Source organism: Pseudomonas sp. AN3A02 (genome assembly GCF_011765255.1).
Taxonomy (GTDB): domain Bacteria; phylum Pseudomonadota; class Gammaproteobacteria; order Pseudomonadales; family Pseudomonadaceae; genus Aquipseudomonas.
The window spans coordinates 87,898-102,404 of the sequence record NZ_JAARNI010000007.1 but is presented as its reverse complement, the minus strand read 5'-3'; the positions used below and the strand labels follow the sequence as shown (position 1 = coordinate 102,404).

Annotated in this window: 12 protein-coding genes; 9 read left to right on the top strand and 3 right to left on the bottom strand. The window is 61.5% G+C overall.

From position 1 onward, the window contains the following. Window positions 1–123 precede the first annotated feature (123 nt). From urtE to ureC, 7 genes are all read left to right on the top strand, one after another. Window positions 124–822: an urea ABC transporter ATP-binding subunit UrtE gene (gene urtE, locus HBJ59_RS23050; RefSeq protein WP_017478391.1), complete on the top strand. Its 699-nt coding sequence runs from the start codon at window positions 124–126 to the stop codon at window positions 820–822. A 30-nt stretch (window positions 823–852) separates the two neighbouring features. Beyond that, window positions 853–1,692: an urease accessory protein UreD gene (locus HBJ59_RS23045; protein ID WP_076018006.1), complete on the top strand. Its 840-nt coding sequence runs from the start codon at window positions 853–855 to the stop codon at window positions 1,690–1,692. A 148-nt stretch (window positions 1,693–1,840) separates the two neighbouring features. Continuing rightward, window positions 1,841–2,143 (top strand): urease subunit gamma, encoded by a 303-nt coding sequence (ureA, locus tag HBJ59_RS23040; RefSeq protein ID WP_003217383.1) that lies wholly within the window; start codon window positions 1,841–1,843, stop codon window positions 2,141–2,143. A 9-nt stretch (window positions 2,144–2,152) separates the two neighbouring features. Continuing rightward, on the top strand, window positions 2,153–2,674 hold the full coding sequence (locus HBJ59_RS23035) for a GNAT family N-acetyltransferase (RefSeq protein ID WP_167664847.1): 522 nt from the start codon (window positions 2,153–2,155) through the stop codon (window positions 2,672–2,674). A gap of 5 nt (window positions 2,675–2,679) precedes the next feature. Further along, window positions 2,680–3,213, top strand: coding sequence for a GNAT family N-acetyltransferase (locus HBJ59_RS23030; protein WP_167664846.1), 534 nt, complete (start codon window positions 2,680–2,682; stop codon window positions 3,211–3,213). Next, a complete protein-coding gene (locus HBJ59_RS23025; RefSeq protein ID WP_167664845.1) occupies window positions 3,210–3,518 on the top strand; it encodes an urease subunit beta in 309 nt (102 codons plus the stop codon). Before HBJ59_RS23030 ends, HBJ59_RS23025 begins: the two co-directional genes overlap by 4 nt. 163 nt (window positions 3,519–3,681) lie before the next feature. Continuing rightward, a complete protein-coding gene (gene ureC / locus HBJ59_RS23020; RefSeq protein ID WP_076018010.1) occupies window positions 3,682–5,382 on the top strand; it encodes an urease subunit alpha in 1,701 nt (566 codons plus the stop codon). On the opposite strand, the gene HBJ59_RS31680 is transcribed toward ureC, so the two are convergent. After that, on the bottom strand, window positions 5,379–5,507 hold the full coding sequence (locus tag HBJ59_RS31680) for a hypothetical protein (protein ID WP_256670878.1): 129 nt from the start codon (window positions 5,505–5,507) through the stop codon (window positions 5,379–5,381). The genes ureC and HBJ59_RS31680 overlap by 4 nt on opposite strands. Before the next feature lie 246 nt (window positions 5,508–5,753). On the opposite strand from HBJ59_RS31680, the gene HBJ59_RS23015 reads away from it, so the two are divergent. Further along, a complete protein-coding gene (locus tag HBJ59_RS23015; protein ID WP_167664844.1) occupies window positions 5,754–11,666 on the top strand; it encodes an NEL-type E3 ubiquitin ligase domain-containing protein in 5,913 nt (1,970 codons plus the stop codon). Between the two features lie 5 nt (window positions 11,667–11,671). Here HBJ59_RS23015 and HBJ59_RS23010 read toward each other — a convergent pair whose 3' ends face one another. Together HBJ59_RS23010 and HBJ59_RS23005 are read right to left on the bottom strand one after the other, a co-directional pair. Next, window positions 11,672–11,980, bottom strand: coding sequence for a chaperone modulator CbpM (locus HBJ59_RS23010; protein ID WP_003217397.1), 309 nt, complete (start codon window positions 11,978–11,980; stop codon window positions 11,672–11,674). A gap of 2 nt (window positions 11,981–11,982) precedes the next feature. After that, entirely contained in the window at window positions 11,983–12,930 is a 948-nt protein-coding gene (locus tag HBJ59_RS23005; protein WP_076018012.1) for a DnaJ C-terminal domain-containing protein, read from the bottom strand. Window positions 12,931–13,218: 288 nt separating this feature from the next. Between HBJ59_RS23005 and HBJ59_RS23000 the strand changes: the two genes are divergently transcribed. Continuing rightward, window positions 13,219–14,487: an Hsp70 family protein gene (locus tag HBJ59_RS23000; protein WP_076018013.1), complete on the top strand. Its 1,269-nt coding sequence runs from the start codon at window positions 13,219–13,221 to the stop codon at window positions 14,485–14,487. The last annotated feature ends 20 nt before the right edge of the window (window positions 14,488–14,507 follow it).

The following is a 14,507-nucleotide window of genomic DNA, read 5'->3' as shown; positions in this document are numbered from 1 at the left end:
ATCGTTCCCACGCTCCGCGTGGGAATGCATCCGGTGACGCTCTGCGTCACACGGCGGACGCGGAGCGTCCATTGCGGCATTCCCACGCAGAGCGTGGGAACGATCATTGAGGAGAATTTGAACATGCTGCAAGTCGACAAGCTGCACCAGTACTACGGCGGTAGCCACATCCTGCGCGGGCTTTCCTTTGAGGTAAAAGTCGGCGAAGTCACCTGCCTGCTGGGCCGCAACGGCGTGGGCAAGACCACCTTGCTCAAGTGCCTGATGGGTTTGCTACCGGCCAAGGAAGGCGCGGTGAACTGGGAAGGCAAGGCCATTACCGGCTTCAAGCCGCACCAGCGGGTGCACGCCGGTATCGCTTATGTGCCCCAGGGCCGGGAGATATTCGGTCGGCTGACGGTGGAAGAAAACCTGCTGATGGGCCTGTCACGCTTCCCCGGCTCCGAAGCCAAGGAAGTGCCGGCCTTCATCTACGAGCTGTTTCCGGTGCTGCTGCAAATGAAGCAACGCCGGGGCGGCGACTTGTCCGGCGGCCAGCAACAGCAACTGGCAATCGGCCGCGCCCTGGCCAGCCGCCCGCGCCTATTGATCCTCGATGAACCCACCGAAGGCATCCAGCCGTCGGTGATCAAGGAGATTGGCGCGGTGATCAAGAAGCTCGCGGCACGCGGCGACATGGCAATTCTGCTGGTGGAACAGTTCTACGATTTTGCCGCGGAACTGGCCGACCAGTACCTGGTGATGTCCCGGGGCGAAATCGTCCAGCAGGGGCGTGGAGAAAATATGGAAAGCGAGGGTGTGCGCGGGCTCGTTACGATCTAATCTGTAGCGTCCTAACGATAAGCACTGACCATGACTCTACCTGCCCCCACCGCGCTGTTCACCCCCAGCTGGCACGCCGAGCTGGAGCTCGGCTACGCGCGTTTCGGCGACACCACGCGCCCGGTAATGCGCCGCCACCTCGGCCCGCTGCGGGTGCAAAAGCACCTGTACGCCGAAGGCCCCGAGGTGTGCCAGCACATCATCGTGCACCCGCCAGGCGGAATTGCCGGCGGTGATCGCCTCGACATCACGGCCCATGTCGCCGAAGGAGCCTGGGCGCAATTGACCAGCCCCGGCGCGGCCAAGTGGTATCGCGCCGGCGGGCCGGCCTATCAAAAACTGGAGCTGACGGTGGAGGCTGGTGCGACGCTGGAATGGCTGCCGCAGGAGACCATCGTGTTCAGCGCCGCCCAGGCCGAACTCACCACGCGCATTGAGCTGCAAGGCGATGCCCGGCTGTTTTACTGGGACGTGGTCGCCCTCGGGCGCCCCGCCAGTGGCGAGCGTTTCGACCTCGGGCACTTCCAGTCGCACCTGGATATCCGCCGCGACGGCCAGTTGATTTGGCATGAGCGCCAGCGCATTGTGGGCGCCGACGGTTTGCTCGACTCACCCATCGGGCTGGACGGGCAACCGGTGTTCGCCACCTTGCTGGTGACCGGCGAAATCGACCCTGACCTGCTCGAACAATGCCGCTCCCTGCCCCACGCAGTACGCGGCGACCTGACCCAATTGCCCGGCCTGCTGGTAGCCCGCTGCCTGGCCAGTGAAGCGCTGCTGGCGCGAGGCTGGCTGATCGCGCTGTGGCGCCTGCTGCGCCCGGCGGTGCTGGGCCGAGAGGCTGTATCACCGAGAATCTGGAGCACATGAAGATTAAAAATGTGGGAGCGGGCTTGCTCGCGAATGCAGTGGGTCAGGCAAAGATGCATTCACTGACACACCGCATTCGCGAGCAAGCCCGCTCCCACATTGGATCTCCGGTGTTTTTACGAATGTATTTCATAGTGGACTTTGAACGATGGACCTGACCCCACGGGAAAAAGACAAACTGCTGATCTTCACCGCCGGCCTAGTGGCCGAGCGGCGGTTGGCGCGCGGTGTGAAGCTCAACTACCCGGAAACCATCGCCTACATTTCCGCCGCGCTGATGGAAGGCGCCCGCGATGGCCGCACCGTCGCCGAGCTGATGCACTTCGGCACCACCCTGCTCACCCGCGAACAGGTGATGGAAGGCATCCCGGAAATGATCCCGGACATCCAGGTGGAAGCCACCTTCCCCGACGGCACCAAGCTGGTCACCGTCCACCAACCTATCGCCTGAGGCCCGGCCATGTCCTTTCTGATTCGTGATGCGGTGCACGCCGATTTGCCAGGGATTCGCGATATCTACAACGACGCGGTGCTCAACACCACGGCGATCTGGAACGAACAACCGGTAGACCTGGGCAACCGCCAGGCCTGGTTCAGCGCGCGCCAGGCGCAGTTTTATCCGATCCTGGTGGCCGTCGAAGACGAGCAGGTCATCGGCTATGCCTCGTTCGGCGACTGGCGGCCCTTCGAAGGCTTTCGCCACACCGTCGAGCACTCGGTATACGTGCGCAGCGACCAGCGCGGCAAAGGCCTCGGGCCTCATCTGATGCAGGCGCTGATCGAGCGGGCGAAAACCTGCGACAAACACGTGATGGTCGCCGCTATCGAGAGCGGCAACCAGGCCTCTATCCGCCTGCATGAGCGCCTGGGGTTCATCACCACCGGGCAGATGCCCCAGGTCGGCACCAAGTTCGGCCGCTGGCTGGACCTGACCTTCATGCAACTGACGCTCAACCCAGGCGCTGTGCCGCCCAAGGAGTGATACCGATGAACGCCGCCCAACTGCGTCGAGTCAATGCCGAAAGTTTTGCCCATTACCGCCCGGGTTTGATTGAGCTGTTGCTGGACGCCGTGAAGCACGGCGCATCAGTGGGTTTCATGGCCGACTTCGATGAAGCCCAGGCCAGCGCTTATCTCAGCGGTGTGCAGGCCAGTATCACCGACGGCAGCCTGCTGCTGTGGGTGGTGGTGCGTGATGAGCAGGTCGTTGCCAGCGTGCAGTTGGCCCTGTGCCTGAAGGCCAACGGCCTGAACCGCGCCGAAGTGCAGAAGCTGCTGGTGCACAGCGAGGCCCGGCGCCGCGGCCTCGGCCAGCAACTGATGAGCGCCCTGGAACTGAGTGCCCGCCAGTACAAACGGGGGTTGCTGTACCTGGACACCGAAGCCGGCTCCGGTGCCGAAGCGTTCTACCAGTCGCTGCGCTACACCAAGATCGGTGAATTGCCCGACTACTGCCAAAGCCCGGACGGGCGCTACACCCCGACCGCCATCTACTTCAAGACCCTGGGACAACCCGCATGATTCCTGGCGAATTTCAGATCCAGCCTGGCGACATCGAACTCAACGTAGGCCGTCGAACCGCCACCTTGAGCGTAGCCAACAGCGGCGACCGGCCGATCCAGGTCGGTTCCCACTATCACTTTTTCGAGACCAACGACGCGTTGACCTTCGACCGTGCCGCCAGCCGTGGCATGCGCCTGAACATTCCGGCCGGCACCGCCGTGCGCTTTGAGCCGGGGCAGAGTCGCGACGTGGAACTGGTGGAATTGAGCGGCAAGCGCCGGGTGTTCGGGTTTGCCGGGAAAATCATGGGTGACCTGGACTGACCTGTGGCGAGGGAGCTTGCTCCCGCTCGGGCGCGCAGCGGCCGCTAAAGAACTGACTCAATCTTTCTGACTCACCCCGGTGCCTGGCTTTTGGGGCTGCTGCGCAGCCCAGCGGGAGCAAGCTCCCTCGCCACCTATCGGGAACGATCAAGGAACCAAACACATGAAGATTTCCAGACAAGCCTACGCCGACATGTACGGCCCCACCGTGGGTGACAAGGTCCGCCTGGCCGACACCGAGCTGTTCGTCGAAGTCGAACAGGATTTCACCGTCTACGGCGAAGAAGTGAAATTCGGCGGCGGCAAGGTGATCCGTGACGGCCAGGGCCAGAGCCAACTGCTCGCCCATGAGGTGGTCGACACCCTGATCACCAACGCGCTGATCATCGACCACTGGGGCATCGTCAAGGCCGACGTCGGCCTGAAGAACGGCCGCATCTTCGCGATCGGCAAAGCCGGCAACCCGGACATCCAGCCCGGCGTGACCATCTGCGTCGGCGCCAGCACCGAAGTGATTGCCGGTGAAGGCATGATCCTCACCGCCGGCGGCATCGACACCCACATCCACTTCATCTGCCCACAGCAAATCGAAGAGGCACTGACCAGCGGCGTCACCACCATGATCGGCGGCGGCACGGGCCCGGCCACCGGCACCAACGCCACCACCTGCACCTCCGGCCCGTGGCACCTGGCGCGCATGCTCCAGGCCTCCGACTCGTTCCCGATGAACATCGGTTTCACCGGCAAGGGCAACGCCAGCCTGCCGGAGCCGTTGATCGAACAAGTGAAGGCCGGCGCCATTGGCTTGAAGCTCCATGAAGACTGGGGCACCACGCCGGCGAGCATCGACAACTGCCTGAGCGTCGCCGACGAGTACGACGTGCAGGTGGCGATCCACAGCGACACCCTCAACGAATCCGGCTTTGTCGAAACCACCCTCGCCGCCTTCAAGGGCCGCACCATCCACACCTATCACACCGAAGGTGCCGGTGGCGGCCACGCGCCCGACATCATCAAGGCCTGCGGCTTCCCCAACGTGCTGCCCAGCTCCACCAACCCGACCCGGCCGTTCACCCGCAACACCATCGACGAACACCTGGACATGTTGATGGTCTGCCATCACCTGGACCCGAGCATTGCCGAAGACGTGGCCTTCGCCGAAAGCCGCATCCGCCGCGAGACGATTGCTGCCGAAGACATCCTGCACGACCTCGGCGCGTTCTCGATGATCAGCTCCGACAGCCAGGCCATGGGCCGCGTCGGTGAAGTGATCACGCGCACTTGGCAGACCGCCGACAAGATGAAAAAACAGCGCGGCCCGCTGCCGGGAGACGGCGAAGGCAACGACAACTTTCGCGCCAAACGCTACATCGCCAAGTACACGATCAACCCGGCGATCACCCACGGCATCAGCCATGAAGTAGGTTCCATCGAAGTGGGCAAGTGGGCCGACCTGGTGCTGTGGCGCCCGGCGTTTTTCGGGATCAAGCCGACGCTGATCCTCAAGGGCGGCGCGATTGCCTCAAGCCTGATGGGCGACGCTAACGCTTCGATTCCCACGCCGCAGCCGGTGCACTACCGTCCGATGTTCGCCAGCTTCGGCAGCTCGCTGCACGCCACCAGCCTGACCTTTATCAGCCAGGCGGCGTTGGCGGCGGGTTTGCCCGAGCAGTTGGGCTTGAAGAAGCAGATCGCCGTGGTCAAGGGTTGCCGCTCAGTGCAGAAAACCGACTTGATCCACAACGATTACCTGCCGGATATCGAGGTCGACCCGCAGACGTATCAGGTCAAGGCCGACGGCGTGTTGCTGTGGTGTGAACCGGCGGATGTACTGCCGATGGCTCAGCGTTACTTCCTGTTCTAGGCCCCGAGAATGGCACTGATCGCCTGATCGGTCAGTGTCCGGTTCAACGTCGTGAGCTCGCTGTCGATGCTGGCAAACGACGCGTCGTCGAAGGGGATAAAGGTGATGACCTTAGTCAGTCGCACCCGGTACTCGGCGCTAGCCATTTGAACGGATGTACGACGCACACCAGATTTCTCAGAAACGCGACATCCCCGGTGTAACGATACCTTGTGCAAAAGGGGCCTGCCGGGGCGGTAACCCGGTACTCGACCCATGCGTAATTTCAGGTTGCTGCGTTAACTATTGCAGCTGACCCAGCGGTTTTTCGACTTATTAATCCGATGATGTTTTCAGTAGGCTTTTCTTTTGCCAGCCCAAAGGAATGCCCCATGCAGGATGCCCCATCCGTCACCACCGACGTGTCGGTTGACGACAACAGTGACTTTATTCGCCAGGCCATTCCGGACTGGCTGGTACACGCCCCGCCCCACCGAATCAACGCGTTGAAACAGGTAGACCTCGAGCAAGCGCAGTGGATGGACAGCTTGTCACCGCTGCAGCGAAGAACGCTGAAAGCGTTCAATGAAACCAGTTTCAAATCTCAGCACGTTGTGGATAAACACCTGGAACACGTCCAGAAGCTCGAACCGTTCGCCATTGAGCTACTCAACCATGCGCTGAAAGAACAGTTCAATATCACTGTGGACGTCGAAGGCACTTACCTTCGTTTGTATGAGCCACTGACACTGGGCGTTCTGGGGGTCAAGGCCGGTAAATACAAAGTACTGGAAGTTTCGCTGTTACAGGCGGCCCTGCATAACTTTGAAGCCCACGAAAGCGAAGACGCAGCCTTTGATCCCTCCTCCGGGTTCACCCAACATCCCGATCGGGAAGGCGCCTCTCCCAGCGTTGGCCAGACACTGACCGTGCCTGGGTTTATAACGCTGTGCCGCACGCTGGACATAGGTGCCCGCTACCAGACTCACCTGAAGGAAACATTGCTGCCCACCGACGACGCAGCCGCCCCCTTGCGCGACGCCGTGATCACCAGCCAAAAAGACGCTCTCAGAGCAGCGGCGTACCTGGCGCTGCTCAAGCAAGATATTCGGCCTGACGATTTCATCATGGTGCTTGAGGTTGTCAACGGCGAACGCAACCCGACGTTGGGCGGCAAGCCCGTGTGGTTCAGCTGCCTGAGCGTGACAGGCCGTGCGCTGACGGGGAGCGTGGTGTTTACACCGGTGGAGAAATATCACTATGCCAGCGATTTCATCGTCTATCTGCCCCACGACCCGGAGCAACCGCTCAAGCGCTACAACACGTTTGACGAACTGAAAGCCGAGCTGAACCGCCAGTTGGTGACGCGCGATAAAGAGCCGAGCGAGCCGGGCAGTAAAGGCCGTCCGGAGCCTTCTCGCTACCAGCGTTTTTTCAGCCAGTTTCTCAATGAAAGCGACAAGCCGGCGTTCTTCACCCGGTTTACTGAACCCGCTCCGAACTCCACCTCCAGCGCCGATGCGATTGCTCGCTCGCCTGTGACCCAAACCATGCTGCAGATAGCCTTCCCGGTATTGGCTGCGACGGTCATGCCGCAAAAGCTTCCTCCACCGAAATCAGGCTGCAGGACAGTGACGGCGAACACTCCCGACCTGTACCTGCTGGTTGTATCGAGACGCGGCCTGTGGGCAGAAAACGTCGACCTGTGGGTTAGCCTGTTTGAGCATGGACGCGACAAGCTCCTCAAGGATGCACGCTACCAGGCAGTGCCCACCGCCGATGTCGACGCACGGGTGCGTGCGCAAAAAATCGCCCACTGGCTGGAGGTCGGCGCTGCCGCGCTCGGTTTGGCGCTGGCGTTCGTCCCGGTGCTCAGCGAAATCATGATGGCCGCCATGGCAGGCCAGTTGCTGTATGAAACCTTCGAAGGTGTGATCGACTGGAGCGAAGGCGACCGGGATACGGCCAAGGAGCACTGGTTCAGCGTCGCCCAAAACCTGGCAGCCATGGCCCTGTTGGCCGGTGCCGGAAAAGGCCTGCAAAAAGTGGCTGTACCGCCAGCACCTGCATTGGTACAGGAGCTCAAGCCAGTGCGTCTGCCAGGTGCAGAGCAACGGTTATGGAAACCGGACCTGACCGCCTATCGCAGCGCAGTCGTGTTGCCCAAAGACGCCGCCTTTGATGACCTGGGCCTGCACAGCCACGACCAACAGCCGCTGCTACGCCTCGACGATCAACTGTATGCGCTCGAACCCGAGCCCGACAGTGATAACTATCGCATACAACATCCGACACGCTCCGACGCTTATGCCCCGAAAGTGGCGCATAACGGTGCGGGCGCATGGCTCCATGAAGGAGAAGAACCACTGACCTGGGAGGGCTCGATGTTAATGCGCCGCCTGGGTTATCGCACCCAGGGCTTGAGCGACGCGCAGCTGGAACAGGTGCGCCTGGCCAGTGGCGTCACGCCTGATCAACTGCGCCAACTGCATGTAGACCTCCTGCCGCCGCCAGCGCTGTTGGCCGACAGCCTCGAGCGCTTTGGCATCCATCAGCGGATCGATACGTTTATCGAGAAAATGGGCAGCGATGATCCCCTGGACTATGCCCTGGCCGACCAGGCCATGACCGACCGCGTGGTTGCGCAACAAGGCCTGACCTATCCTGCGGTCCTCAACCCTACTCCACAGGCGCTGGATGAACAGACCATACAGTGGCGCCGAGAAGTCGCCCAAGCCGCCAGGGACAGCCGGGCCTCACTGTTCGACACAGATTACCGCGCCCACAATGTGACCCGCTCGCCTCACGTCCAACAGCTCATGGACCGGTTTGCCGGCCTGCCAGCCGACGTTGCGACGCAACTGCTGGAAACGGCCACAGACGCGGACCTGACGGCGCTCAGTGAACATCAGAAGCTGTCGCCAAGGCTTATGACCCAGGCCCGCGAAAGCCAACATCAGGTGCGGATGGCACGCGCCTACGAAGGCTTGTACGTGGACGCAATGGAGAGCCCGGACAGTCGACGACTGGCCCTGCATACCCTGCCAACCCTTCCGGGCTGGGACCCGAACCTGCGAATCGAAATCCGCGGGGGCAGCGAACAGGGGCCGCTGTTCGACGCCATCGGCCCACCGTCCGACACACCGCCACTGGTGCTGGCGATGGGTGAAGATGGATCATTCGGCGCTACCGATCTGTATGGCGCCGTCCTGGGAAAACTCGAACAAGGCCCACGTCGAGCACTCGGCGAGGCAGCACGCGACGCCGGCACCTTGAAGCAGAGGGTGCGGCAAACGCCGTTGGCCCGGGACGAGCTGCGCCCGGTGCTGCTGGAATTTCCTGCATGGCGTAAACCGCTGGCGGGAAACCTGCGCTTGCCGGGCGGTTCCCCGTTACTCAAATTCAATCGACTGCGCAGCCACTCAGCGCGATTGTGCAAGCTGTATCCGGACTTCCGCGAGGAGCACGTCAACGCCTTCATCGAGGCCCACGGGAGTGATGTACGCAGTGAACTGACGCGCAGGGAAGCACAGTATGCCGCCCTCAAACGCGAGCTCAAAGACTGGGTTAAACGAAGTGCCCGTGAAGAGGCTAACCAGCGACCATTTGAAGTGAACCCGGGTGGCCGGGAGCGGGCGGCGGCCGATGCGTTGAGAAACTGCTGGCGCCGGCAGACGGTGGACAGCGCCGGAGCAAATACCGGGCGCCGCCTGGAAATCAGCACACAGGTGACCCTGCCGGACGTGACCACTGACTTTGGCCATGTGGAAGAGTTGGTTCTCGACTCTGTGGGTTTTACCGACAGTCCCGGGCAGTTCCTTGGCCGCTTCCCCAATCTGAAACGTTTGACCCTCAAGCAAATCGGAGGCCTGGGTCGCCAGACGCTGACCGAATGGCCCGCAGCGGTCACCGCGATGAAGGAGCTGACGCATCTGGACGTGTCCGGCAATGCCATCCGCCTGAGCGAAACCAGCGCAGGCCAACTGGCTGGCTTGAGCCGCCTGGAAGAACTGTCCCTGAATGACAACCCCGTGGGTACCCTGCCCGATTTCAGCACCCTGCGACGGCTGCGCAAGCTGGAACTGCGCAACACACGGATCAACCAGTGGCCCACGGGCCTGCTCGAGTTGCCGGAACTCAGGGAACTCGACCTGTCCAGCAATCAGCTCAGCGCAGTGCCCGACAGCCTGCTCAACCCTGCACCCGAAAGTGTGGAGGCCAGTATTCGTCTCAACCGCATGACACGTCTGCACAACAACCCGTTCACCCCGCAAGCCAATCAGCAGATGCGTGCGTACATCACGCGCCTGTCGCAGACTCGACCGGGCTGGCGCAACGGTGGGCAGCCTGGTGCATTCGAAGTGCCCTTGAGCCACACCGAAGAAATGCTGCGGGTACGAGAGCTGTTTCCCGGTTTCAGCGAGGGAGAAAATGAGCAATTTGTGCTGAATGCAGGTGACGGGGCGCCGGCCGAGCTGACGCGCCTGGAAGGCCAATGGCAAGACTTGAACGCCCAACTGGACGCCTGGGCCGCGCAACGGTTTCTGATAGCCGCCGACGACGCAAACCTTCGCTTAGGGGACGCCGGCCACCGCCAGCAATTCGCCCGCAGCCTCAAACAGTGCTGGCGTCGCCTGACCCCCAAAGCCCTGGCTCGCGATGGCGTGCCCATCGGCTACACACTTGAAGCACTCGGCGTAAGCGTCGGTGACCTGCCCAGGCTGGAAGCGGATTTCAGCCACGTTGGGTCAATCAAATTGCAGGGCATGCATTCCCTGTACGGCCTGGATGAGTTTCTCGGCCACTTCAGCCACACCCGCTGGCTCGAACTCTCGAACAGCGAGTTGGGTTCAATCCCACCCAGCGTTGCGCGGATGAATCAGCTAACCCGCCTGGACCTCAGAGGCAACCTGCTGTCCATGACCGAGGCCGACGTGAATGTGCTGGAGGGGCTCACCTCACTCAAAATAATCAAGCTGGACAACAACCCGCTGTCGCGCACTCCGAACTTCAGCAGCCTGCGGAACCTGCGCGGGGTGTGGTTGAGAAACACCGGGATCACCGAATGGCCGCAGGGCCTGGGGGCTCATCAGACATTGGATATCATCGACCTCAGCGACAACCGCATCACGCAATTGCCTGCGTCCCAGGTCAACCCGCCGTCCGGGCAGGCCGTGTCTACCGTCCGCACCAATAACGTCACGTTTATCGGAGGAAACCCCCTGACCGCAGAAGCCCGGGGGCAACTGGCTGAATACTGGCTCAATGTTGCCTCGCGTCACCCCGAGGCAGAGACGGGGCGGCTCCTCGGCGCCATGCGCTACCAGGCGCCACGCCCGCCGGCAGAAGTGGCCGGCGCGGCACAAGTGCCGGCGGTGGACGACACGCCGGAGCCGGCATTCCATCACTGGATGAGTGGGTTGTCCCCCATGCAGATAGCCCAAAGACGCATCGCATGGGAGTCGATTGCCGAGAAACCTGGCTCGCAAGCCTTCTTCAACATCCTCAACAGCCTCGAAGCCTCTGCGGAGTACCGTAGCGGCTATATCGACCTGCAATCGCGCCTGTGGGATCTGCTCGACGCTGCCCGGCACGATGGCTTGCGTGAAGAGCTATTCAACATTGCGAGTGACCCACGCTGTGGTGACCGGGCAGCGCTGGTGTTCAGTGATATGGAAATCAAGAAGCTGACGTGGGATGCCACGTATGGGGCCAGCGACGACGAAGCAGGGCCGGCACTGCTGGACCTGGCAAAGGGCCTGTTTCGCCTGGACGAGGTGGAACAATCGGCAAGCGGGGATATTCGTGTTCGAGAAGGCGCGATTCGCATGTCGGGCATGACCCCGGAACAAAAAGCCACCGCCCTGGCAAACCTGGAAGACGTTGAAATCCGCCTGGCCTATCGTATGGGGTTACAACAACGTCTTGGCCTGCCTGGCCAACCCGGCGAGGCCCGCTACCTTGCAACGGGCCAGGTGACTCCGCAATTGCTGAAAAACGCTGCACGCCGAATCGAGCGATTGGACAACTCCAAGTTGTTCGTACAGTCACTGTTGGGCCGCGAGTTCTGGCAGGTATTTATCCGCAATCAGTATGCCGATGAGTTCAGCGCACTGAGAACACCCCATGACATGCACTTGAACAGGCTGTCGGAGGAACACGATTCAGGCACCCTGAGTGATGCGGACTACGCGACTCAGGCTGAAGATGTGCAACTGCAACTGGCCGTGAAGGACGCGCAGCTGATTCAGTCGCTAACCCTGCGTGACTGGGTGTCGTGCAAGGAGCACTGCAGCATTGCCTGATGGATTCAGGGTGTCTGCACCAACCGCCCCAAACGCTGCTTGAGCATCTGGTTCTCGGCCCGCAGTTGCTGGACTTCCTCCAGCAGGTCGAGCGCCAGGGCGACGCCTTCCCATTCCAGCTCCAGGTCCTTTTGCAGCGCCGAGGCACGCTTGGCCAGGGCCAGTTCGTAATCGGTAAAGCGCCAGGATTCGGGACTCGTCCCCACTGGTTCAACAATGCCGTGCTCGACGATTTCGATCACGTAGGCCACCGACAGGTCGGTGGCCTCACAGAATTCTGCCATGTTCACTTGAACCAAACGGGGACTGCTCATCGTTAGTTACTCCATGATTCTCTTGGATCGAAGGCGGCTTTTTGTGCCAGTTCCTGCCACAACGCCTTGACCTCTTCGTCGGTGTTTTTCGGCATCACCGCCTTGAGTTGCACAAACAGGTAACCGCGCTGCCCGGCCTTGTTCAACAAGCCGTGGCCCTTGGCGCGCATGCGCTGGCCGTTCTGGCTGCCGGCCGGCACCTTGAGGTTGATCTTGCCGGTGAGGGTCGGCACCGCCACTTCCGTGCCCAGCGCCAGCTCCCATGGAGCCAGTGGCAGGGTGATGATCAGGTCTTCGCCTTCCACATCGAATTTAGGGTGGGGCGCGAACTTGATGATCAAGTACAGATCACCTGCGGCACCCCCGCCAATCCCCGGAGCGCCCTGGCCCTTGAGGCGAATGCGCTCGCCGTCGGCCACACCGGCTGGGATCTTCACGTTCAGGCTCTTGGTGGTGTTGCTGACGTGCTGGCCGGCCGCGTTGTATTGCGGCACCTGGAAGTTGACCTGCTTGGACTCGTTGGACAGGGTCTCTTCGAGGAAGACCGGCAGTTCCATTTCCACATCTTGCCCTCGGCGCCCGGCACTGCGGCCCTGGGCACCACCAAAACCATTGCCGCGCGAACCGAAGATCGAGCTGAAGAAGTCCGAGAAGTCGCCGGTGTCCTGGCCACCGCCACCGTAGCCGCCACGGCTCTGCCAGCCTGGCGGGCCCTGGAACGGCTGGCCATGCTGGCCGTATTTGCGCAAATCGTCGTATTCGGCGCGTTTGTCGGCGCTTTTCAGCGCTTCATAGGCTTCGGACGCGTCCTTGAACTTGGCTTCCGCGTCCTTTTCCTTGCTTACGTCCGGGTGATATTTGCGCGCCAGCTTGCGATAGGCGGCCTTGATCGCCTTGTCGTCAGCGGTGGGTTCTACACCGAGAATCTTGTAATAGTCTTTGAAGTCCATCGGGGGCATCACCATCCATTATCGATATCGCACTGCCAGCGTCACAGCATGCGCCTGTTTGCGGCGTCTGGATTGACCGATCTCAATCTTGTGACCGAAGGGTGCGTCAGAAGTTTATCGGCGCTGCGGGCAGAATCGTGCAGCCACCAACCGTATGGGGAGGATTTGGGGGCAAAGCCCGGGCTTTCAAGGTAACAAGTCCGCTGTATTTAGCGGATAGTCGGCCTACGCATCTGCGCGCGGGTGGCATACACTGCGCGGCCGTTTTTCAACCGGAACCCGATTGACATGAAAAACCCATCCCCAGCCCGTGCCTGCGGTATCGACTTCGGCACGTCCAACTCCACCGTCGGCTGGATTCGTCCCGGCATGGAAACGCTTATCGCGCTGGAGGACGACAAGATCACGCTGCCGTCGGTGGTGTTCTTCAACTTCGAAGAACGCCGCCCGGTGTACGGTCGCCTGGCCCTGCACGAGTACCTGGAAAACTACGAAGGCCGGCTGATGCGCTCGCTCAAGAGCCTGCTGGGTTCCAAGCTGATCAAGCACGACACCAGCGTACTGGGCACGGCCATGCCGTTCACCGACCTGCTGGCGCTGTTTATCGGCCAACTCAAGAGCCGTGCCGAGACCACCGCCGGGCGTGAGTTTGAAGAAGTGGTGCTGGGCCGTCCGGTGTTCTTCGTCGACGATGACCCGATGGCCGACCAGGAAGCCGAAAACACCCTGGTGGACGTGGCCCGCAAGATCGGCTTCAAGGACATTTCCTTCCAGTACGAGCCAATCGCTGCGGCCTTCGACTACGAGTCCACCATCGAGAAAGAAGAGCTGGTGCTGATCGTCGACATCGGCGGTGGTACCTCCGACTTCTCCCTGGTGCGCCTGTCGCCCGAGCGCCGCCAGATCGACAACCGTCACGACGACATCCTCGCCACCGGCGGTGTACACATCGGCGGGACCGACTTCGACAAGCAACTCTCGCTGGCCGGCATGATGCCGTTGTTCGGCTACGGCAGCCGCATGAAAAGCGGCGCCTACATGCCCACCAGCCACCACATGAACCTGGCGACCTGGCACACCATCAACTCGGTGTACTCACAGAAATCCAAGCTGGCGCTGGGCAGCATGCGCTACGACATCGAGGACACCGGCGGCATCGACCGCCTGTTCAACCTGATCGAACAGCGCGCCGGGCACTGGCTGGCGATGGAAGTGGAAGAAACCAAGATCCAGCTGACCCAGCAGGACAGCCGCCATGTGCTGCTGGACCGGGTTGAGCCAGGGTTGAGCGTGGAATTGAGTCGGGCGTTGTTCGAATCGGCCATCGATGGCTTGCTGGAGCGGGTGCGCAACAGCGTGACCCAGTTGCTCAACGACGCCTCGGTGGACGTGGCCCAGGTGGACACGGTGTTCTTTACCGGGGGTTCCAGCGGGATTCCGGCGCTGCGCCACAGCATCTCGGCGATGCTGCCGAATGCGCAGCATGTGGAAGGGAATATCTTTGGCAGTATTGGCAGTGGTCTGGCGATTGAGGCCAGCAAGCGGTACGGCTACTGAGTTTTAGCTGAAACCGTGGC

What these genes read in the sequence shown, in the direction of transcription:
- HBJ59_RS23010 (WP_003217397.1), bottom strand. Translation starts at nt 11,980, where the DNA reads ATGAGCAGTCCCCGTTTGGTTCAAGTGAACATGGCAGAATTCTGTGAG.
- ureC (WP_076018010.1), top strand. Translation starts at nt 3,682, where the DNA reads ATGAAGATTTCCAGACAAGCCTACGCCGACATGTACGGCCCCACCGTG.
- HBJ59_RS23000 (WP_076018013.1), top strand. Translation starts at nt 13,219, where the DNA reads ATGAAAAACCCATCCCCAGCCCGTGCCTGCGGTATCGACTTCGGCACG.
- HBJ59_RS23045 (WP_076018006.1), top strand. Translation starts at nt 853, where the DNA reads ATGACTCTACCTGCCCCCACCGCGCTGTTCACCCCCAGCTGGCACGCC.
- HBJ59_RS23030 (WP_167664846.1), top strand. Translation starts at nt 2,680, where the DNA reads ATGAACGCCGCCCAACTGCGTCGAGTCAATGCCGAAAGTTTTGCCCAT.
- HBJ59_RS23035 (WP_167664847.1), top strand. Translation starts at nt 2,153, where the DNA reads ATGTCCTTTCTGATTCGTGATGCGGTGCACGCCGATTTGCCAGGGATT.
- HBJ59_RS23005 (WP_076018012.1), bottom strand. Translation starts at nt 12,930, where the DNA reads ATGGACTTCAAAGACTATTACAAGATTCTCGGTGTAGAACCCACCGCT.
- HBJ59_RS23025 (WP_167664845.1), top strand. Translation starts at nt 3,210, where the DNA reads ATGATTCCTGGCGAATTTCAGATCCAGCCTGGCGACATCGAACTCAAC.
- ureA (WP_003217383.1), top strand. Translation starts at nt 1,841, where the DNA reads ATGGACCTGACCCCACGGGAAAAAGACAAACTGCTGATCTTCACCGCC.
- HBJ59_RS23015 (WP_167664844.1), top strand. Translation starts at nt 5,754, where the DNA reads ATGCAGGATGCCCCATCCGTCACCACCGACGTGTCGGTTGACGACAAC.
- urtE (WP_017478391.1), top strand. Translation starts at nt 124, where the DNA reads ATGCTGCAAGTCGACAAGCTGCACCAGTACTACGGCGGTAGCCACATC.